The 18,337-nt window shown below is 62.9% G+C and carries 15 protein-coding genes; 9 read left to right on the top strand and 6 right to left on the bottom strand.

Annotated features, from left to right (window positions below; translation table 11 throughout):
• Positions 1 to 18: 18 nt before the first annotated feature.
• Both CEW87_RS08460 and CEW87_RS08465 read right to left on the bottom strand, forming a co-directional pair.
• Positions 19 to 2,637 carry a TRAP transporter permease gene (locus CEW87_RS08460; protein ID WP_108972288.1) on the bottom strand — a complete coding sequence of 873 codons (2,619 nt, stop codon included), beginning with the start codon at positions 2,635 to 2,637 and terminating at the stop codon, positions 19 to 21.
• A 147-nt stretch (positions 2,638 to 2,784) separates the two neighbouring features.
• Entirely contained in the window at positions 2,785 to 3,753 is a 969-nt protein-coding gene (locus CEW87_RS08465; RefSeq protein WP_108972289.1) for a TAXI family TRAP transporter solute-binding subunit, read from the bottom strand.
• A 293-nt stretch (positions 3,754 to 4,046) separates the two neighbouring features.
• On the opposite strand from CEW87_RS08465, the gene CEW87_RS08470 reads away from it, so the two are divergent.
• A complete protein-coding gene (locus CEW87_RS08470; protein WP_108972290.1) occupies positions 4,047 to 4,922 on the top strand; it encodes a helical backbone metal receptor in 876 nt (291 codons plus the stop codon).
• On the opposite strand, the gene CEW87_RS08475 is transcribed toward CEW87_RS08470, so the two are convergent.
• The 3 genes from CEW87_RS08475 to CEW87_RS08485 form a co-directional block, all read right to left on the bottom strand.
• Positions 4,919 to 5,359 carry a PIN domain-containing protein gene (locus CEW87_RS08475; RefSeq protein ID WP_108972291.1) on the bottom strand — a complete coding sequence of 147 codons (441 nt, stop codon included), beginning with the start codon at positions 5,357 to 5,359 and terminating at the stop codon, positions 4,919 to 4,921. The genes CEW87_RS08470 and CEW87_RS08475 overlap by 4 nt on opposite strands.
• A gap of 69 nt (positions 5,360 to 5,428) precedes the next feature.
• Positions 5,429 to 7,252, bottom strand: coding sequence for a PHA/PHB synthase family protein (locus CEW87_RS08480; protein WP_108972292.1), 1,824 nt, complete (start codon positions 7,250 to 7,252; stop codon positions 5,429 to 5,431).
• 38 nt (positions 7,253 to 7,290) lie between these two features.
• Positions 7,291 to 8,319, bottom strand: coding sequence for an MBL fold metallo-hydrolase (locus tag CEW87_RS08485; RefSeq protein ID WP_108972293.1), 1,029 nt, complete (start codon positions 8,317 to 8,319; stop codon positions 7,291 to 7,293).
• A 157-nt stretch (positions 8,320 to 8,476) separates the two neighbouring features.
• Here CEW87_RS08485 and CEW87_RS08490 point away from each other — a divergent pair, with 157 nt between their 5' ends.
• The 6 genes from CEW87_RS08490 to CEW87_RS08515 all read left to right on the top strand — a co-directional run bounded on the left by CEW87_RS08490 (position 8,477) and on the right by CEW87_RS08515 (position 13,990).
• The gene (locus tag CEW87_RS08490) at positions 8,477 to 8,920 is read left to right on the top strand and encodes a MerR family transcriptional regulator (protein WP_108972294.1); all 444 of its coding nucleotides are present in this window, start codon (positions 8,477 to 8,479) and stop codon (positions 8,918 to 8,920) included.
• Positions 8,921 to 9,015: 95 nt separating this feature from the next.
• Positions 9,016 to 9,483 (top strand): PaaI family thioesterase, encoded by a 468-nt coding sequence (locus CEW87_RS08495; protein WP_108972295.1) that lies wholly within the window; start codon positions 9,016 to 9,018, stop codon positions 9,481 to 9,483.
• Positions 9,484 to 9,540: 57 nt separating this feature from the next.
• Entirely contained in the window at positions 9,541 to 10,683 is a 1,143-nt protein-coding gene (can, locus tag CEW87_RS08500; protein ID WP_108972296.1) for a carbonate dehydratase, read from the top strand.
• A gap of 31 nt (positions 10,684 to 10,714) precedes the next feature.
• Complete coding sequence (locus CEW87_RS08505; protein WP_108972297.1) at positions 10,715 to 11,923, top strand: acetyl-CoA C-acetyltransferase; 1,209 nt, start codon at positions 10,715 to 10,717, stop codon at positions 11,921 to 11,923.
• A gap of 214 nt (positions 11,924 to 12,137) precedes the next feature.
• Positions 12,138 to 13,271 (top strand): acyl-CoA dehydrogenase, encoded by a 1,134-nt coding sequence (locus CEW87_RS08510; protein WP_108972298.1) that lies wholly within the window; start codon positions 12,138 to 12,140, stop codon positions 13,269 to 13,271.
• A 107-nt stretch (positions 13,272 to 13,378) separates the two neighbouring features.
• Positions 13,379 to 13,990, top strand: coding sequence for a 2-hydroxychromene-2-carboxylate isomerase (locus tag CEW87_RS08515; RefSeq protein WP_234421704.1), 612 nt, complete (start codon positions 13,379 to 13,381; stop codon positions 13,988 to 13,990).
• Positions 13,991 to 14,000: 10 nt separating this feature from the next.
• Here the strand turns inward: CEW87_RS08515 and CEW87_RS08520 are convergent, their stop codons facing one another.
• On the bottom strand, positions 14,001 to 14,558 hold the full coding sequence (locus CEW87_RS08520) for a flavin reductase family protein (protein ID WP_108972299.1): 558 nt from the start codon (positions 14,556 to 14,558) through the stop codon (positions 14,001 to 14,003).
• 151 nt (positions 14,559 to 14,709) lie between these two features.
• Between CEW87_RS08520 and CEW87_RS08525 the strand changes: the two genes are divergently transcribed.
• Both CEW87_RS08525 and CEW87_RS08530 read left to right on the top strand, forming a co-directional pair.
• Positions 14,710 to 17,895 carry an EAL domain-containing protein gene (locus CEW87_RS08525; protein ID WP_108972300.1) on the top strand — a complete coding sequence of 1,062 codons (3,186 nt, stop codon included), beginning with the start codon at positions 14,710 to 14,712 and terminating at the stop codon, positions 17,893 to 17,895.
• 1 nt (position 17,896) lies between these two features.
• The gene (locus CEW87_RS08530; protein WP_234421705.1) at positions 17,897 to 18,289 is read left to right on the top strand and encodes a cupin domain-containing protein; all 393 of its coding nucleotides are present in this window, start codon (positions 17,897 to 17,899) and stop codon (positions 18,287 to 18,289) included.
• Positions 18,290 to 18,337 lie beyond the last annotated feature (48 nt).

Genomic DNA, 18,337 nt, shown 5'->3' on the forward strand with positions numbered 1-18,337 from the left:
GGAGCGCCCTTTTTGTCATCAGGCATTCGGGTTGTGGGGTGGCCTTGGCGGCTCGCGGCGCGCACGGGCACGCTGCATGAACCAGACCATTGCCAGGAGAAGGAGTGTGGGCACGAAGACCCATTCCTTGTCCGGACGACCCGCTGCGGGCAGTTCGATCGAGGTGATGTTGAAGCCCTGCTCAAGCCCGAGCTTTTCAGCGCGGCTACCGAACTTCACCGCAGCCACCTGAACGTCGTCGCCCAGTGTCATCAGGGTCAGACCCATGCGTGACAGGCGCTCACGTGCGTTGCCAGGCTCGCCCAGCGGCAGCAGCACACCTTTGGACACTTCATCTCCCTCGAGCGTGAGGCCCTGCACCCACACGCGCAGGTCGCCCTTGGGCGGTGCGGCTTCCACCAGCTGGGTAAGCTGACTTGCCGGCACTTCGTCGTATGCGGGATACACCATGTCCAGCCAGAAGCCGGGGCGGAACAGGCTGAAGGTCACCAGCAGCAGAATCAGCGTTTCGTGAATCTTGTTACGGGTCACGAACCAGCCCTGGGTGGCTGCGGCAAACATCAGACTGGCGATTGTGGCGCTGACGATCGTCATGATCAGGTGGAAAGCGTCCGTGATGCCGATCAGCAGCAACTGCGTGTTGAAGATGAACATGAAGGGCAGGATGGCCGTTCGAGCGCTGTAGCCGAATGCAGTGAAGCCGGTCTTGATCGGGTCGCTCTTGGCAATGCCCGCCGCCGCATACGAGGCCAGTCCGACCGGTGGCGTCACGTCGGCCATCAGGCCGAAATAGAACACGAACAGATGGACTGCGATCAGCGGCACCAGCAGGCCCTGCTGGGCGCCGAGCTCGACGATCACTGGCGCCATCAGCGTCGATACCACGATGTAGTTGGCGGTGGTCGGCAGGCCCATGCCGAGGATGAGGCAGATCACCGCAACCAGCGACAGCATGATCATCAGGTTGCCACCGGACAGGATCTCGACCAGTTCGGTCATGGCCAGGCCGATACCGGTCAGGGTGACGGTACCGACGATCACGCCGGCGGTGGCGGTCGCGATGCCGATGCCGATCATGTTGCGGGCGCCGGTGACGAGCCCGTCGAACAGATCCTGGAAGCCGTGGCGCAGGGCCACGCCGAACTCGCCCTTGCCGCGGAAGAAGGCGAACAGCGGGCGCTGCGTGACGAGGATGAAGATCAGGAACAGGGTGGCCCAGAACGCGGACAGTGCAGGCGAGAGCTGCTCCACCATCAGGTTCCAGATCAGGGCTGCAACCGGCAGCAGGTAGTGCAGGCCGGACTTCAGGGTCGGGCCGATCTCGGGCAGGTACTCCATCTTGTCACCCGGCTTCTCCATGTGGAGCTCGGGGTACTTCGCTGCAAAGCGGATGATCGCGATGTAGGCGACGAGCATCAGGGTGCCGACGATCAGGAAGGCGGACTCGCCAACGACGTTCTTGAGCCAGCCAAAACCCCAGTACACAATGGCGGCCAGAATGACCACTCCGGACACCGTCATCAAGGTCGTGACGGTGGCGCGTTGCCAGGGCAGGGGTTCGCGACGCGGCAGTCCCTGCAGGTTCATCTTCATTGCTTCGAGGTGAACGATGTAGAACAGCGCGATGTAGGAGATCAGTGCCGGTACGATGGCGTGCTTCATCACCTCGACGTAGGTGATGCCGACGTACTCCACCATCAGGAAGGCTGCCGCGCCCATGACGGGCGGCATTAGCTGGCCGTTCACCGAGGAGGCGACTTCGACCGAGGCGGCCTTGTCGTCCCGGTAGCCCACGCTTTTCATCAGCGGAATGGTGAAGGTGCCGGTGGTGACCACGTTCGCAATCGACGAGCCCGAGATCAGGCCGGTCGAGGCAGAGGCCACGACTGCAGCCTTCGCCGGGCCGCCGCGCATGTGCCCGAGCAGCGCGATTGCGGACTTGATGAAGTAGTTGCCTGCGCCGGCGGTTTCCAGCAGGGCGCCGAACAGCACGAACAGGAAGATGAAGCTGGCGGACACGCCTAGCGCGACGCCGAACACGCCTTCGGTGGTGAGCCACAGGTGGCTCATGCCCTTGGACAGCGACGCGCCGCGGTGGGCGATGACGTCCGGCATGTGCTGGCCGAAGAAGATATAGATCAGGAAGAAGACCGCCAGGATCACCATCGGCAAGCCGAGGGCGCGACGGGCTGCTTCGAGCAGCAGAACGAGGCCGGTGACTGCGACGACCAGATCGAGCGTGGTCGGAATGCCGGGGCGCGACGCCAGTTCAGCGTAGAAAAGGAATAGGTAGCCTGCGCAGAATGCGGCGACTGTTGCCAGTATCCAGTCTACGACGGGGATGTAGGCGCGAGGTGAGCTCTTGAATGCCGGGTAGGCGGCAAAGGCCATGAAGACAGCGAACGCCAGGTGGATGGCGCGGGACTCGGTATCGTTGAGGACGAAAATGCCGAGCGAGAACGGCAGGGGAGAGGCAATCCAGAGCTGGAACAGAGACCACGCCAGCGCAATGACAAGGAGGAACTGCGCTGCAAGACCCGTGGGTTTGCGACCACCGGTATCGGCTTCGGCAACGATCTGCTTCAGCTGTTCGTCGGTCAGTTCGTGGGTTGTATTGGTTTTCTTCGAGCGGGTCATACGCCACGCCTCCCCGGATTCAGGTGATACGCAAACGCAGCAACAGACTTTTGGCCTGTCGCTGCGTTGTCTGGATAACTGACGTCTCCCGCGCCGCTATGCAGTTTGGGGGACGTCCAGGCCGGCATGGTTACGCCGGCAGCCGGATTACATCCAGCCCTTTTCCTTGTAGTACTTGATTGCGCCATTGTGCAACGGAGCAGACAGACCGTCCTTGATCATGCTCTTCGGCTCAAGGTTGGCAAACGCCGGGTGCAGCTTCTTGAAGTCATCGAAGTTCTCGAAGACCGCCTTGACCATGGTGTAGACCACGTCGTCAGACACCTTGGAGGAGGTGACGAAGCTGGCAACCACGCCGAAGGTCTTGGTGGCGTCCGGGTTGTTCGCGTACATGCCGCCGGGGATGGTGACGGCTGCGTAGTACGGGAATTCCTTGATCAGCTTGTCGACGCCCGGGCCGGTGACCGGAACGAGCTTCGCACCGCAGGTCGTGGTCGGATCCTGAATGTTGGCGGCGGGGTGGCCGACGACATAGGCGAAACCGTCGATCTTGTTGTCGCACAGTGCAGCGCTGTGCTCATCGGGCTTGAGCTCGGAGGTCAGCGAGAAGTCGGACGTCTTCATGCCGAGCGCCGGCAGCAGCACGTCAATCGTCGCGCGCTGTCCCGAACCCGGGTTGCCGACGTTGAAGCGCTTGCCCTTGAAGTCCTCAAACTTGGTGATACCGGCTTCCTTGCGGGCCAGGACGGTCAGTGGCTCGGGGTGCAGGCCGAAGACGGCGCGCAGTTCGGTCACGGCACCGCCGTCCTTGAACTGGTTGAGGCCCTTCACTGCATTGAACTGAACATCAGACTGGGCGACACCGAAGTCGAGTTCGCCGGCCTTGATGGTGTTGACGTTGTAGACCGAGCCGCCGGTACTTTCGACCGAGCAGCGAATGCCGTGCTGGGCGCGATCCTTGTTCATCAGGCGGCAGATTGCGCCGCCTGCGGCGTAATACACGCCGGTTACGCCGCCGGTACCGATGGTCACAAACTTCGTCTCGGCCTGAGCCGGCGCTGCGCCGAGGGAGCCGACAATTACGAGTGCTGCTGCGAGCGTGGTGAGCTTCTTCATGAGTTCTCCTGAAACCGTGCAAGTGAGGACCGCACCAGATCGGGTGCGTTGGCGAAGGCTGGCCGCGCTTGTTGTGCGGCCTGCCGTGACAATCTGGACAAATTACGTCTTGCGATAGTCAGACTACATGGAATACGGGCTCGCGCCAATGAGGGATACCCCGAAGTGACGTCCGGGTGCCAGTGGCATTCACCGTACCAGTTTCGTCAGGCCTGACCGCGGTTTCCCGGGGCGTGTCCGAGGCGGCTGAGTCACTTGCGTGCAGCCTGTGCTGCGCTTGTTATCATCTGCGCATGACATCCAAGACAACTCCCGGCTTTGACTCGGCGCACGCGCCTGCCGACTTGCGCGATGCGTTCGGAAATCGCCATCTGCCGGCGGGCGCCGCGCCCCGGATCGTGTCCCTGGTGCCCTCTCTGACCGAACTGTTGTGCGAACTGGGGCTTTCCGAAGCGCTGGTCGGACGTACGGGCTTCTGTATCCACCCGCGTGAGACGCTGCGCAAGGTGGCCAAGGTTGGTGGCACCAAGGATGTGAAGCTCGATGTGGTCCGTGCGCTCGAACCGACTCACCTAGTCGTGAATATCGACGAGAACCGGCGCGAGACGGTGGAGGCGCTGGCCGGGTTCGTGCCCAACGTGATCGTGACCCATCCCTGCGTGCCACAGGACAATTTCGCGCTTTACAGCCTGTTTGGCGGTATTTTCGGGCGCGAGGCGGAGGCGGCCGCACTGTCAGCCGGCCTGCAGGACGCCCTTGACGAGGCGGCAGCGGTGAAGGCCGAGTACGGCGAGGAAGCGGTGCTCTACCTCATCTGGCGCGAGCCCTGGATGACGGTATCCCGTGCGACCTACATCTCGGCGATGCTGGGGGCTGTGGGCTGGCAGAGTCTGCCGGCTGAAGACGAGCCGCGCTATCCCGAGCTGGATTGGAGTGCGCCCTGGATGAGTGGTGTCGCGCGGGTTTTTCTGTCGTCGGAGCCTTATCGCTTCACCGCCCGGCACCTGGCCGAAGTCGGGGCGCTGGCGCAGCGGCCGTCCGGCCTGATCGATGGCGAGATGGCGTCGTGGTACGGCAGTCGTGCAATCGAGGGGCTGCGCTACCTGGCTGGGCTGAGGCGAAGCCTGGCCCGAAGCGGGCCGGGTGAAGGCGCTGACGCGAGGCCTTAGCACAGACCTTCGGCAATGAAGCGCTCCGGCGTCAGGATCCGGAAGCGATCGCGCAGCACGCTGTGGCGCGCGAGCTTGAGCAGCAGTTTGTCGCGGGTCAGCAGGTGGTCGACGCCGGCGTCGCGCGCAATTTCCAGAAACTTCTGATCGTCACGGTCGCGGCAGGCCGGCAGCAGCAATGCGTCGGCTGCAGTGGCGGGCGCCGGATTGATGCGGCTGCGATATACGTCGAAGAGCCGGGTCTGATCGTCGGGGCTGATGCCGAACTGGGTGTAGGCCAGCACCCGCCGGAATTCCTCGAGTGCATCGTCACGGCTGAACAGTTTCAGTGTACCGGCATCGATGGCTCTGGACAGTGTTTCTAGCGCGGGGTCCTTGAAGTGCCACAGGGCCATCACCGTATTGGTGTCGAGGACCAGATTTCGTGCGGCCGTCATTGGGGTTCCAGAAAAAAGAAAGGGGGAAGGGCGAACCCTTCCCCCGGTCAGCAGGCGCTTATCCTGGGATCAGGCTACTGCCTTGGGTGCGTCGAGACGCATCTTGACGAAGGAGCCAGGCGCATCTTCGATGGCCTTGAGCTTGCCCTTGGCCGGGTTGCGTGCGTCGACCTGGTCGGCGTCATGGCCGGAAACCCATGACTGCCAGTCGGTCCACCACGAACCGGCGTTCTGCTGGGCACCTTCGAACCACGCGTCGGCGGTGGCCGGTGACTTGGCTGCGGCGTTGACCCAGTAGCCGTACTTGTTGGCGACCGGCGGGTTGACGATGCCGGCGATGTGGCCGGAGCCGCCGAGGACGAAGCGAACCGGGCCGCCGAAGTTGAGCGAACCGGCATAGGTGCTCTTCCACGGTGCGATGTGATCTTCGATTGCCGAGATGAAGTAGCACGGCACCTTGATCTTGCTCAGGTCGATCGGCACGTCGTCAATGACCACGCCACCCGGCTGTACCAGGCGGTTTTCCATGTACATGCCGCGCAGGTAGAAGCTGTGCATCTTGGCCGGCATGCGCGTGGAGTCGGAGTTCCAGTACAGCAGGTCGAACGGGAACGGATCCTTGCCCATCAGGTAGTTATTCACCACGAAGGACCAGATCAGGTCGTTCGAACGCAGCATGTTGAAGGTGCCAGCCATCTCCGAGCCTTCGAGATAGCCACGCTCGAACATCTTCTTCTCGAGGCTGGAGACCTGCTGCTCGTCGATGAACACGCCGAGCTCGCCCGGATCGGAGAAGTCGGTCATCGTGGTGAAGAAGGTTGCCGAGGCGATGCGCTTCTGCTTCTTGCCTGCCAGGTAGGCAAGCGTGGTGGCCAGCAGCGTGCCGCCGAGGCAGTAGCCCGCGGCGTTGATTTCCTTCTCGCCGGTTTGCTGTTCGATGGCGTCGAGCGCAGCGAGGATGCCTTCCTTGACGTAGGACTCGAAGGTCTTCTCGGACTGCTTCTCGTCCGGGTTGACCCAGGAGATCACGAACACCGTGTGGCCCTGATCGACGCACCACTTGATGTAGGAGTTCTTTTCGCGCAGGTCAAGGATGTAGAACTTGTTGATCCAGGGCGGGACGATCAGCAGCGGGCGCTTGAGGACCTTGTCGGTGCTCGGCGTGTATTGCAGCAGCTGCATCATGTCGGTCTGGAACACGACCTTGCCCGGCGTCGTGGCAACGTTCTTGCCCAGCTCGAAGGCTGTGGTGTCGGTCATTTTGACGCGCAGCTGACCGCCGCCGTCTTCGACGTCGCGCAGCAGGTTGTTCAGGCCCTTGATCAGGTTCTGACCGTGGCTCTTGACCGTTTCACGGAACACTTCCGGGTTGGTCAGGGCGAAGTTGGACGGCGACAGCGCGTCGATGTACTGACGGGTGTAGAAGTTGACCTTCTTCTGCGACTGCTCGTCGAGTCCATCCACACCGCTCACGGTGTCGTGGATGTGGCGGGCGGCGATGAGGTAGGACTGCTTCACGAAATCGAACATGAAGTGTTCCTGCCACTCTTCGTCCTTGAAGCGCTTGTCGGAGCGCTCGGGCGAGGCGACAGGCGCAGCATGCATGCCGGCGAAGCGCAGCATCGAGTGCTGCCACAGGGTGAAGTAGTCCCACACCAGGTTCATCTGGGACTGAGCGAGCTTGTACGGGTTCGACAGCAGCTTGGCCATCATGTCCATGAAAGCCTGTGCAATGCCGAGTTCGTCGGCGGGCGTGGACACGCCCTTCTTGAGTTGGCGCTGAACATGATCGCTGATCAGGTGGGAGGCGCGTTTGGCGACCTCGGCGTAGGTCTGAGCGACTTCCTGCGGGTCCGGTAGCTCGGCTTGAGCGTTCTCGTTGGGTGCAGCCATCGTTGTTGTGCTCCTTGTTGGATCGGTCCGGAGACCAATCAGCTTATCTTGATGAAGCGAATCGCCCCATCATCTCCCTCCACCCTGCAAAGCTCTCCCCGCTTCACGAGATGGTTCAAATGGGCAATGGCCTCTCCCATGGCGAACATGACCTGATGCGTGTCCAGTTCGCGGGGGAAAAGCGTACCCAGCAACTCGCCAGCGCTCCGTGCAGTGCGGCATTCTGCCAATAGTGCAGCGCAGCGTTCGCGGTGATGTTCGATCAATTGGTCGACTCTTTTACGTATGCCACGGAAAGGCTTGCCGTGGGATGGTAGCACGAGCGTGTCTTCAGGCAAGTGATTGATGCGGCGCAATGAATCCAGAAACCAGCCCAGTGGATCGTCATCCGGCGTTGCTGCAAAAACACTGACATTGGTGGAAATGCGCGGCAGCAGCATGTCGCCCGAGATCAGCACGCCGAGCGCAGCGCAATACAGGCTGGCGTGTTCAGGCGAATGGCCATAGCCGACGATGACCTCCCACTCATGCTCGCCGACGCGGATGCGGTCGCCCGCAAACATGCGCTGGTAGCTCGAGGGCATCTCGGGCACGCCACGACGATATCCGTTGCCACGTTCGGTGAGGGCGTCGAGGCGCTTTTCGTCGAGACCGTGCCTGCGGAACTGCATGATCATGTCGGCGACCGAATAACCGGGAAGCTGATGCCACAGGGCGTGACCGCCGAGGAACTCACCCTGCGTCATATGCAGCGTCGCACCGTTGCGCGCCGTCAGCCAGGTCGCCAGGCCAAGGTGGTCCGGGTGGCAGTGGGTGATGATCAGGCGTGACAGGGGGCGGGCGTCGGCACCGAGGATCTGTGACCAGTGGGCCTTGATCGGCTCGAGGCCGAAGCCGGTGTCCACCGCGGCCAGCGCTTCGCCGTCGTCGAGCAGCCACAGGTTGATGTGGTCCAGCGCAAAGGGCAGGGGCATGCGCACCCAGCCGATGCCGGGGGCGACCGGCGTAACGGCGCCGCCGTCCGGCAGATGCTCAAAGGGATAGTCGATTTCGTTTGTTGTCGTCATTCCTGATCTCGTGTCGTGTGGCGGAGGGCGAGATTCACATTGCCCAAACCCCCGGAATCTGCTTAACTTTTCCGCAGTACGGAACCCATTGTCAATCCTTCTCACGCTAATCACGCGTCCGTCCGCAGCCCTGTGGCGGCGACCGCAACAGCTCAAAATGGCCAGCGAACAGACTTACACGATCACCGAGCTTGCGCGCGAGTTCGACATCACCCCGCGTGCAATCCGCTTCTACGAAGACCAGGGCCTGCTCATGCCGGCCCGCACCGGGCGCGCCCGGGTCTATACCAAGGCCGATCGCACCCGTCTCAAACTCATTCTGCGCGGCAAGCGTCTTGGCCTGTCACTGGCCGAAATCAACGAGTTGCTCGACATGTACGGCGGTGTGCGCAATTCGGCGCCGCAGCTTGAGCGCTTTACCAAGGTGCTGGCCGAGCGCCGTGCCGCGCTCGAACAGCAGCGCATCGACATCGAAGCCGTGTTGATCGAGATCGACAGTCTTGAGCGCCAGTGCAACGCCTTGCTGGGTCACAACCCCGAAGGGGCTGCTGCAGCACGGGCCGAACTGGTGAAGCATATCGACAGCGCGAGCACCGCCTGAGTCCTTCGCCGGCAGACCCGGCTTGATTTTTTTGAATTTCAGTTTACGTTGACGTAAACGTAAAAACAAATAAAAATTAAACCACGGAGACACCCATGAGACACGAGGCACCTCAGTTCCAGCCCAAGGATCCGGACTATGCTGACCGTGTGCGAGCAAGCTTCGGCATGCAGCAGGCGATGCAACTGATCGGGGCAGAACTGGCTGAACTGGAACCCGGGTTTGCCGAGATTCACCTGCCGCACCGGCCGGAGATTACCCAGCAGCACGGTTATATCCATGGCGGGGTGGTCGGCATGATTGCCGATTCGGCCGCAGGCTATGCGGCCAATACGCTGACACCGCACGACACAAGCGTGCTGACGGTGGAGTACAAGCTCAACCTGCTGGCGCCGGCGGACGGTCAGCGCCTGGTGGCGCGGGGCGAGGTGATCAAGCCCGGGCGCACGCTGTTGATTACGCGCGCCGAGGTGTATGCGGTGCGCGACGAACGCTGGACCTTGTGCGCGGTGATGCAGCAGACCATCATCGCCATGCACGGTAAGAAAGACGGCGCAGCCTGAGGTCGGTATGGCCGGCGTGCTGCGGCGTCCGACACAAGGGAATGAGGAGACCGAAGCATGACCGTCCGCCTGCTCACGATTACTGCCAGCGACGCCGCTGAGCTTGCGCACGTGCGCCAGTTCTTTCGCAACTACGCGGCCTGGCTGGGCGTCGATATGAATTTTCAGGGTTTCGCCGAGGAGGTGGCCAATCTTCCCGGCGCCTATGGCGCAGTCGACGGGCGTCTGTTCTACGCTGAGGTGGATGGTCGTCCGGCCGGGTGTGTCGGTGTGCGCCGCCTGTCTGACGGCATGTGCGAGATGAAGCGGCTCTACGTCGAGCCCGAGGCGCGCGGCACCGGTGTGGGGCGTCAGCTCGCCATGGCCGCGATTCAGGCTGCGAAGGGGCTCGGCTACCGCCGGGTCATGCTCGATACGCTGCCCGCGATGCGGATCGCGGTAAAGCTGTATCGCGAGCTCGGCTTTACCGAGGCGCCTGCCTACTACCAGACGCCGGTCGAGGGTACGGTGTTCATGACCCTCGATCTGGACAACTGGTCAGAGGCCGAGGTGAACAACGAGAACCTGTTCCACCTCTTCGATTTCAACGTGGCGTGGGCGCGCCAGATGCAGGAGGTCGACCCCGGTTTCTTCGAGAAGCTGTCACATCTGCAAAGCCCGGAATACCTGTGGATCGGATGCTCGGATTCGCGCGTGCCTGCCAACCAGATCGTCGGCCTGCTGCCGGGCGAGGTGTTCGTCCATCGCAATGTGGCCAACGTGGTGGTGCATACCGACCTCAACTGCCTGTCAGTCATCCAGTTCGCGGTGGATGTGCTCAAGGTGAAGCACATCATGGTGGTGGGCCATTACGGCTGCGGTGGCGTGAAAGCAGCACTCAACCGCGATCGTGTCGGCCTGGTCGATCTGTGGCTGCGTCATGTGCAGGACGTCCACGTCAAGCACCGCGGGGCTGTGGACGATTTGCCGCTGGAGCAGCGTCACGACCGCCTGTGCGAGTTCAATGTCATGGAGCAGGTGGTGAACGTGGCGCAGACGGTGGTGGTGCAGGACGCCTGGGCGCGCGGCCAGCGCCTGACCGTGCATGGCTGGATCTATGGCTTGAAGAACGGACTGATTCGCGATCTCGGGATCAACGTCAGCCGCAGCGAAGATTTGATGCCGCGCTATGCCGCGGCGCTCGAAGCACTCGGAAACTGAGTGCAGTCATTGTTCGAAAATGGAGAATTGCATGTCTGATCCCGTCGTTATCGTATCCGTTGCCCGCACCCCGATGGGTGGCTTTCAGGGCGATCTGTCCGGACTGACCGGCCCCCAGCTCGGCGCAGTTGCCATCAAGGCGGCGGTCGAACGCGCCGGGCTGGCGCCCGAGCAGGTCGAGGAGGTCATCATGGGTTGCGTGCTGCCCGCAGGCGTCGGCCAGGCACCCGCACGTCAAGCCTCGCTGGGTGCAGGTCTGCCGCTGTCGGCCGGTTGCACCACGGTCAACAAGGTATGTGGCTCGGGCATGAAGGCCACGATGCTGGCGCACGATCTGCTGATGGCCGGTACCAACGATGTCATGGTGTCGGGCGGCATGGAGTCGATGTCGAACGCGCCCTACCTGCTGCCCAAGGCGCGCAGCGGCTACCGCCTCGGTCATGGTCAGATGCTCGATCACATGTTCCTCGACGGCCTGGAGGACAGCTATTCGAAGGAGACCAGGGGGCGCCTGATGGGCACCTTTGCTGAAGATTGCGCGTCGCACTTCGACTTTACCCGTGCGGCGCAGGATGAGTACGCCGCGACCTCCACGGTCCGCGCTCAAGCCGCGATCAAGGATGGCGCATTCACCTGGGAAGTGGCTCCGGTGACCGTACCTGGGCGCAAGGGCGACGTCGTGGTCGACAAGGACGAACAACCGCCGAAGGCTCAGCTCGACAAGATCGGCAGCCTCAAGCCTGCGTTCAGGAAGGACGGTACGGTCACGGCCGCAAACTCGTCGTCGATCTCCGATGGTGCGGCTGCGCTGGTGCTGATGCGCAAGTCGACGGCGGAAAAGCTCGGCCTTTCGCCGGTGGCAACGATCATTGGGCACGCCACACATGCGCAGGAGCCGGCGTGGTTTACGACGGCGCCGGTCGGTGCGATGCAGAAGGTGCTGGCAAAGGCCGGCTGGAGTGTCGAGGACGTTGACCTGTGGGAAATCAACGAAGCCTTTGCCGTGGTCACCATGGCGGCCATGAAGGAAATGAAGTTGCCGCACGACAAGGTCAACATCAATGGCGGCGCTTGCGCGCTCGGTCATCCGATCGGTGCTTCGGGTGCGCGCATCCTGGTGACGCTGATCGGCGCGCTGCGTCGTCAGGGACTCAAGCGTGGTGTGGCCAGCCTGTGCATCGGCGGGGGCGAGGCCACTGCGATGGCCATCGAGGTGAATGCTTCGGTGAGCTGCGGCTGAGCCTGCCGCGGCCTGCGATGAAGGGTGGGCGCGAGGGTGCGTGCCACGCGTCGCGGGCCGCGGCGGGGACTTCCTCCGCAGTCTGCGGAACTCGCCCTGCGGGCTCGGACAGTCCTCGACAGCTGCGGAAGTCCGCGCCACGACCCGCTTGGGTCCGGGGTGATTTGAGACACATACGAACGAAGAAGGCCTCCGCCTTCCGTGGGAAAAGACAATGATTCTGACTGCTGAACAGGAAATGATCCGCGACTCCATCCGTGCTTTTGCACAGGAGCGCCTCGCCCCCTTTGCGGCCGACTGGGACCGCAACCACACCTTCCCGCGCGAGGCGCTGAAGGAACTCGCCGAGCTTGGCGCGCTGGGCATGGTGGTGCCCGAGGAGTGGGGTGGTGCCGGCATGGACTACATGAGCCTGGTGCTGGCCCTGGAAGAGATCGCCGCCGGCGACGGTGCGACCTCGACCATCGTCAGTGTGCAGAACTCGCTGCCCTGCGGCATCCTCAACCGCTTCGGTACGGACGCGCAGAAGGAGGCCTGGCTGAAGTTGCTCGCCCGCGGCGAGAAGCTGGGCTGCTTCTGCCTGACCGAGCCGCATGTCGGCTCTGATGCTTCTGCCATCCGGACCTCGGCGGTGCGTGAGGGCGACGAGTGGGTGTTGAACGGGGTCAAGCAGTTCATCACCTCCGGCAAGCATGCCGACATGGCCATCGTGTTCGCAGTCACCGACAAGGCGGCGGGCAAGAAGGGCATTACCTGTTTCCTCGTTCCCGCCAACGCGCCGGGCTACCAGGTGGGGCGCATCGAGGAGAAGATGGGCCAGAAGGCTTCCGACACCACGCAGATCCTGTTCGAGAACTGTCGCATTCCGGCCGACTCGGTGATCGGTGAGGAAGGTCAGGGCTACAAGATCGCGCTGTCCAACCTCGAGGCAGGCCGTATCGGCATCGCCGCGCAGTGCCTGGGCATGGCGCGTGCCGCGCTGGAGGCGGCGGTCAAGTATGCGCAGGAGCGCGAGAGCTTCGGCAAGCCGATCTTCGAGCATCAGGCGGTCAACTTCCGCCTTGCCGACATGGCGACCCAGCTTGAGGCTGCGCGCCAGCTGGTGTGGCATGCCGCCACGCTCAAGGATGCCGGCCGTCCCTGTCTGAAGGAAGCGTCGATGGCCAAGCTGTTTGCTTCCGAGATGGCGGAGAAGGTCTGTTCAGACGCGATTCAGGTGCATGGCGGCTATGGCTACGTCAGCGATTTTCCGGTTGAGCGCATCTACCGCGATGTCCGCGTGTGCCAGATCTATGAGGGTGCGAGCGATATCCAGAAGCTGGTGATCGGTCGCGCGCTCGCCGGCTGATCGTCAGCCGTGTTTCCGGTCCTGCGGGTTGTGGTGGCGGGTTTCCCTCCCTCTCTTCCCGGCGCTGAATCCGCAGGATTTTTTCCGCTCTTGATGGAGTGACTGCCGTGTCCGGTACTGCAAACCCGATCGAATTCTGGTTCGACTTTTCCTCGCCCTACGGCTATTTCATGGCCGAGAAGATCGATGCGCTGGCAGCCAGATACGGTCGCGAGGTGGCCTGGCATCCGTACTTGCTGGGTGCCGTGTACAAGGTCACTGGCGGCGCGCCGCTGACCGGCTTGCCGATGAAGGGCGAGTACTCGCTGCACGACATCATCCGCAGCGCGCGCTATCTTGGGCTGCCATTCGTGGTGCCCGAGCCCTTTCCGGTGGCAACCCAGCATGCCGCACGTGCGTTCTACCATCTGCAGGACACCGACTCGGCGCTGGCGCGACGCTTTGCGTTGGCGGTATATCGCGCGTTCTTTGTTGACGGTCGCGATATCTCGTCGCTCGACACGGTGAAGCAGGTGGCCGAATCTGTCGGCGTCGCGGGTGACGAACTCGGCATTGCTGTCTCAGCCGATGCCATCAAGGCCAGACTGAAGACCGAATGCGAGGCGGCGCTTGCGCGCGGGATCTTCGGCTCGCCGTATGTCGTCATCGATGGCGAGTGCTTCTGGGGTGTCGACCGCTTGCCTCAGATCGAGCGCTGGCTGGAGACGGGCGGCTTCTGAGTCTGCCGGGTCACACCTCGAAGCCGTCGCCGGTCGCAAAGAAGTGCCCGCCGGCGCGATAGTGGATGGTGCGTTTTCCTTCCTCCTGAAATGACCACCGGCCGTTGCTGAATACGGTCGGATCTGCCCAGGCGGCCACCACTTCGGCCACAAACAGATCGTACTTGCGCTGATTTTCCGGTTCGGGAATCACCCTGCACTCCAGCCAGCCGAGGCAGCCTTCAACGAGTGGGGCGCCGACGGCAGAGGCCGGGCTCGTCGTGATCTTCAGCGCTGCGAGCTTGTCACCCTCGCGGCCGCTTACCGACCCCGCCCGCAGCACGGTCTCGGCGATCCTCAGGGATGGGATATTGAGTACGAACTCGCCACTGGCCTCGACCAGTTCTCGCGTCAGGGTGCTGCGGTCTATCACCACTGCAACTTTGGGTGGGTCGAAGTCGAGCGGCATTGCCCACGATGCGGCCATGACGTTCCGGCGCGCGCCTGCTGCGCTGCTGACGAGCGTGACCGGGCCGTGGTTCAGCAGCAGGTAGGACTTGTTCAGATCGACCGCCGTGCGTTGGCTCATGAGGCAGACACTCCTGTACTCGTGAAACGTGCGAGGGTACGACAGGGCGCTGCCGGTTTGTGTGCAAGCTGAGCGTAGAATGCCCTTCCAAGGCAAGTCTTTTTTTGGCCGGCATGCACTTTCCCGTTTGCAGATCGTGTTCAGCTAACTTATGCGTCAATTTCTGCATTCACTGCGCGCCAGGCTGGTTGCACTGGTTCTACTCGTAGCCCTTCCGGGTGTGGCGATGCTGGCTGTCAACGCATGGAATGGGCGCATCGAGGCGATCGAAAGTGCCCAGCAGAAGGCGATCGATACCGCCAGCCTCCTGGCGAGTGATCAGGCTCGCCTGATCGAGGAGACGCGGCGCTACCTGGAGCGCTTGGCCCAGTTTCCGGAAGTCCAGCAGCCGACATCCCCTGCATGCAGCGCGTTTCTGACCAAGGTGCTGGGGCTGACGGAGCGTTACGTCAACCTGGGCGTACCGGGTGCGGACGGCGAACTGTTGTGCAACGCCTTGCCGCTGGAGGCGCGGGTCAATGTTGCAGACCGGGCTTACATCCGGCGCGCGCTGGACGAGGGGGCGTTTTCGATCGGCGAGTTTCAGACCGACCGGGCCGCGGGCGTGACCAGCGTGAATTTTGCCTACCCTGTATTTGCGCCGGCCGACGGCCGCATCGCGGGTGCCGCGGTTGCGGTCATTTCGCTCTCGTGGTGGAGCGAGCGCCTGGCCGAGACGCGGCTGCCGGAGAACTCGATTGCCTATATTGCCGATGCGGACAACCGGATCGTGGCGCATTTTCCCGAGGCCCGGGATCGCCTGGGGCTGAAGCTCGGCGAGCTGAACATCCAGACGCCGGACGCTGACAGTACCTCGAACTACACGGTCGCGGTCAGCAAGGACGGGAGCGGAATAACGCGCATCTTCGCCCTCATGCGGCTGGTCGATCGCGATTTCGGCAGTCCGGTCTTTGTCGGCGTCGGCATCCCTTTCGATGCACAGATGGCAGCGATCGAATCGCAGGCGATCAAGGGCGCGCTGATGCTGCTGTTCTTCGTCGCGCTGATGTTCGTGACGGCGATGTGGGGCGTGCGGGTGAGCATTCTGCAGCCTCTCGAGCAGTTGACCCGGTCGACGGGGGCGCTGGAGTCAGGCAAGCATCAACATGTCGCGCAGTTCAAGGGCGCGCTTGAGCTGGTCCGGCTGCAGGAGCGTTTCTCGCGCATGGCGAGAAAGCGGCTGGAGACCGAGAAGCAGCTGCAGGACAGCAAGAACTACAACCGCATGCTGTTCGAGACGACGCCGATCGGTCTGGCGCTGCGCTCCCGGGACGGGCGGCTGCTCGACGTCAACCCGGCGTTTGCCGCCATTCTCGGGCGCACGATTGCGGAAACCAAAGCGCTCAATTATCGGGACATCATCGAGCCGGAACGGGCCGACGACGAAGTCCGTCAGCTGGAACGTCTTCGCGTCATGGAGTCATGCTGCCGTTACGAAGTCGATTACCGGCACCGTGATGGCCACAGCATTCCGGTGCGCGTATCCAGCATGGTGCTTGAGCGCGGTGGGGAGCGGCTGATCTGGTCGAGTGTCGAGGACGTGACCGCGGACAAGCAGGCCGAGGCCAGTCTTCGTCTGGCCGCCAGTGTCTTCACCCATGCCCGCGAAGGCATCTTCATCACCGATGCCGAGGGCAGGATCGTCGATGCAAACCAGACCTTCTGCGACATCACCGGTTACGCGCGCGAAGAGTTCATCGGCCAGCCCGCGGACTTGCTCGGGTCGGGCAGCCAGACGCCTGACTATCACGCCGCCATGTGGCGGATGCTGCGAGAACGCGGTCACTGGTATGGCGAGATCTGGAGCGACAAGAAGAGCGGCGAACACTATGCGGCGATGCTCACGATCAGTTCGGTGCGGGACATCAGCGGCGGCATCACGAACTACGTCGCCCTGCTGACCGACATCACCCTGATGAAGGCGCACGAAAAGCAGCTTGAGCATATCGCGCACTACGATGCACTGACCGGGCTCCCGAACCGCGTGTTGCTGGCGGACCGGTTGAAGCATGCGATGGCGCAGAGTCAGCGGCGGGGGCTGTCGCTTGCCGTCGCCTATCTCGATCTGGATGGCTTCAAGCCGGTCAACGACGCGCATGGCCACAATGTCGGCGACAAGCTGCTGATCGTCCTTGCCAAACGCATGAAGGATGCGTTGCGGGACGGCGATACGCTGGCGCGCATTGGCGGCGACGAGTTCGTCGCAGTGCTGACCGACCTTCACACACGGGAGGACGGTGAAGTCGTGCTTGATCGCATGCTGCAGGGGGTGGCAGAGTCGGTGACCGTCGATGGGCTCGTGCTGCGTGTTTCCGCGAGTATCGGGGTCACGCTGTACCCGCAGGATGCTGCTGAGGCCGAAGTGCTGATGCGCCATGCCGACCAGGCCATGTACCTGGCCAAGCAGGGCGGCAAGAATCGCTGCTACTTTTTCGACGTCAATTACGACGCTGAGCTCAAATCCCTGCACGCCAGCCGCCAGGCCGTCCGGCAGGGCTTCGAGCGGGGAGAGTTTCGGCTTCACTATCAGCCCAAGGTCAACCTTAAGACCGGGGTGGTGGTTGGCCTGGAGGCCTTGATCCGGTGGCAGCATCCGGTTCGCGGCTTGCTGGTGCCCGACGGTTTTCTGCCCCAGATCGAGGATCATGTCATCAGCGTCGAGGTCGGCGAGTGGGTGATCGATACAGTGCTCAGCCAGCTGGACGCATGGCGTGCCACCGGACTGATCCTGCCGGTCAGCGTGAACGTCGGCGCGCGCCAGCTGCAGCAAGGCGATTTCGTCGTGCGTCTTGCTGCGCTGCTTGCGGCCCACCCGGAGGTGGATCCGCAGCTGCTCGAGCTTGAGATCGTAGAGACCAATGCGCTCGAAGACATGGAGCAGGTCTGCGAGCTGATGCACGCCTGCCTTGCGATGGGCGTCAGGTTTTCGCTGGACGACTTCGGTACCGGGTATTCCTCGCTCACCTACCTGAGACGCCTGCCTGCAGGCCTGCTGAAAATCGACCAGAGCTTCGTGCGGGACATGCTTGACGATGCCGACGATCTGGCGATCGTCGAGGGCGTCGTCGGTCTGGCAGCGGCCTTCCAGCGCGACGTGATCGCCGAAGGGGTCGAAACCGTGGCGCATGGAACGAAACTGCTTGAGCTGGGCTGTGTGCTTGCCCAAGGCTATGGCATCGCGCATCCGATGCCACCGGAGGCGATTCCTGCATGGGTGGACAGCTGGCGGCCCGATTCGGCGTGGAGCCCCGGCAAGCCGGAAGCCGGGGCGGGCGACGGAGGCGTGGACGCCGGGTAAAATGCGCGGCGTCCACTTCACGCCACCCACCATGCACAAGACACTGACGTCCTTCACCGGCTCGTCCGCGCCGGCCGAATTCGATCATCCGCGTCCAGCGCGTCTGCTCGAGGGCAATCCCTTGCGCACGACCTGGAATCATTACGAACAGGACGGCGTGTCTGCCGGCGCCTGGTCCTGCGAACCCGGTGCCTGGCGCATCGCCTTTGCCGACGACACGGACGAGTTCTTCCACGTGCTGAGCGGGCGCATTCGCATCACCGATGAGGGCGGGGTGGCGCGTGAGTTCGGTCCTGGCGAGGCCTGCGTGATTCCGGCCGGGTTCAAGGGCGTGTTCGAGGTGCTGGAGGCGGTCAGCAAGCACTACGTGTTCGTGAAGCGGGGTGCGCAATGATGCTGCCGACAGGGCGTGGTTCCGGCCGGCTGTTCGAGAGAGGGGCTT

The sequence above is a fragment of the Parazoarcus communis genome, assembly GCF_003111665.1.
GTDB lineage: Bacteria > Pseudomonadota > Gammaproteobacteria > Burkholderiales > Rhodocyclaceae > Parazoarcus > Parazoarcus communis_B.

Bases quoted from the DNA above. Each gene is read 5' to 3' on its own strand.
- CEW87_RS08460 (WP_108972288.1), bottom strand. From the start codon at position 2,637: ATGACCCGCTCGAAGAAAACCAATACAACCCACGAACTGACCGACGAA.
- CEW87_RS08465 (WP_108972289.1), bottom strand. From the start codon at position 3,753: ATGAAGAAGCTCACCACGCTCGCAGCAGCACTCGTAATTGTCGGCTCC.
- CEW87_RS08470 (WP_108972290.1), top strand. From the start codon at position 4,047: ATGACATCCAAGACAACTCCCGGCTTTGACTCGGCGCACGCGCCTGCC.
- CEW87_RS08475 (WP_108972291.1), bottom strand. From the start codon at position 5,359: ATGACGGCCGCACGAAATCTGGTCCTCGACACCAATACGGTGATGGCC.
- CEW87_RS08480 (WP_108972292.1), bottom strand. From the start codon at position 7,252: ATGGCTGCACCCAACGAGAACGCTCAAGCCGAGCTACCGGACCCGCAG.
- CEW87_RS08485 (WP_108972293.1), bottom strand. From the start codon at position 8,319: ATGACGACAACAAACGAAATCGACTATCCCTTTGAGCATCTGCCGGAC.
- CEW87_RS08490 (WP_108972294.1), top strand. From the start codon at position 8,477: ATGGCCAGCGAACAGACTTACACGATCACCGAGCTTGCGCGCGAGTTC.
- CEW87_RS08495 (WP_108972295.1), top strand. From the start codon at position 9,016: ATGAGACACGAGGCACCTCAGTTCCAGCCCAAGGATCCGGACTATGCT.
- can (WP_108972296.1), top strand. From the start codon at position 9,541: ATGACCGTCCGCCTGCTCACGATTACTGCCAGCGACGCCGCTGAGCTT.
- CEW87_RS08505 (WP_108972297.1), top strand. From the start codon at position 10,715: ATGTCTGATCCCGTCGTTATCGTATCCGTTGCCCGCACCCCGATGGGT.
- CEW87_RS08510 (WP_108972298.1), top strand. From the start codon at position 12,138: ATGATTCTGACTGCTGAACAGGAAATGATCCGCGACTCCATCCGTGCT.
- CEW87_RS08520 (WP_108972299.1), bottom strand. From the start codon at position 14,558: ATGAGCCAACGCACGGCGGTCGATCTGAACAAGTCCTACCTGCTGCTG.
- CEW87_RS08525 (WP_108972300.1), top strand. From the start codon at position 14,710: ATGCGTCAATTTCTGCATTCACTGCGCGCCAGGCTGGTTGCACTGGTT.
- CEW87_RS08530 (WP_234421705.1), top strand. From the start codon at position 17,897: ATGCGCGGCGTCCACTTCACGCCACCCACCATGCACAAGACACTGACG.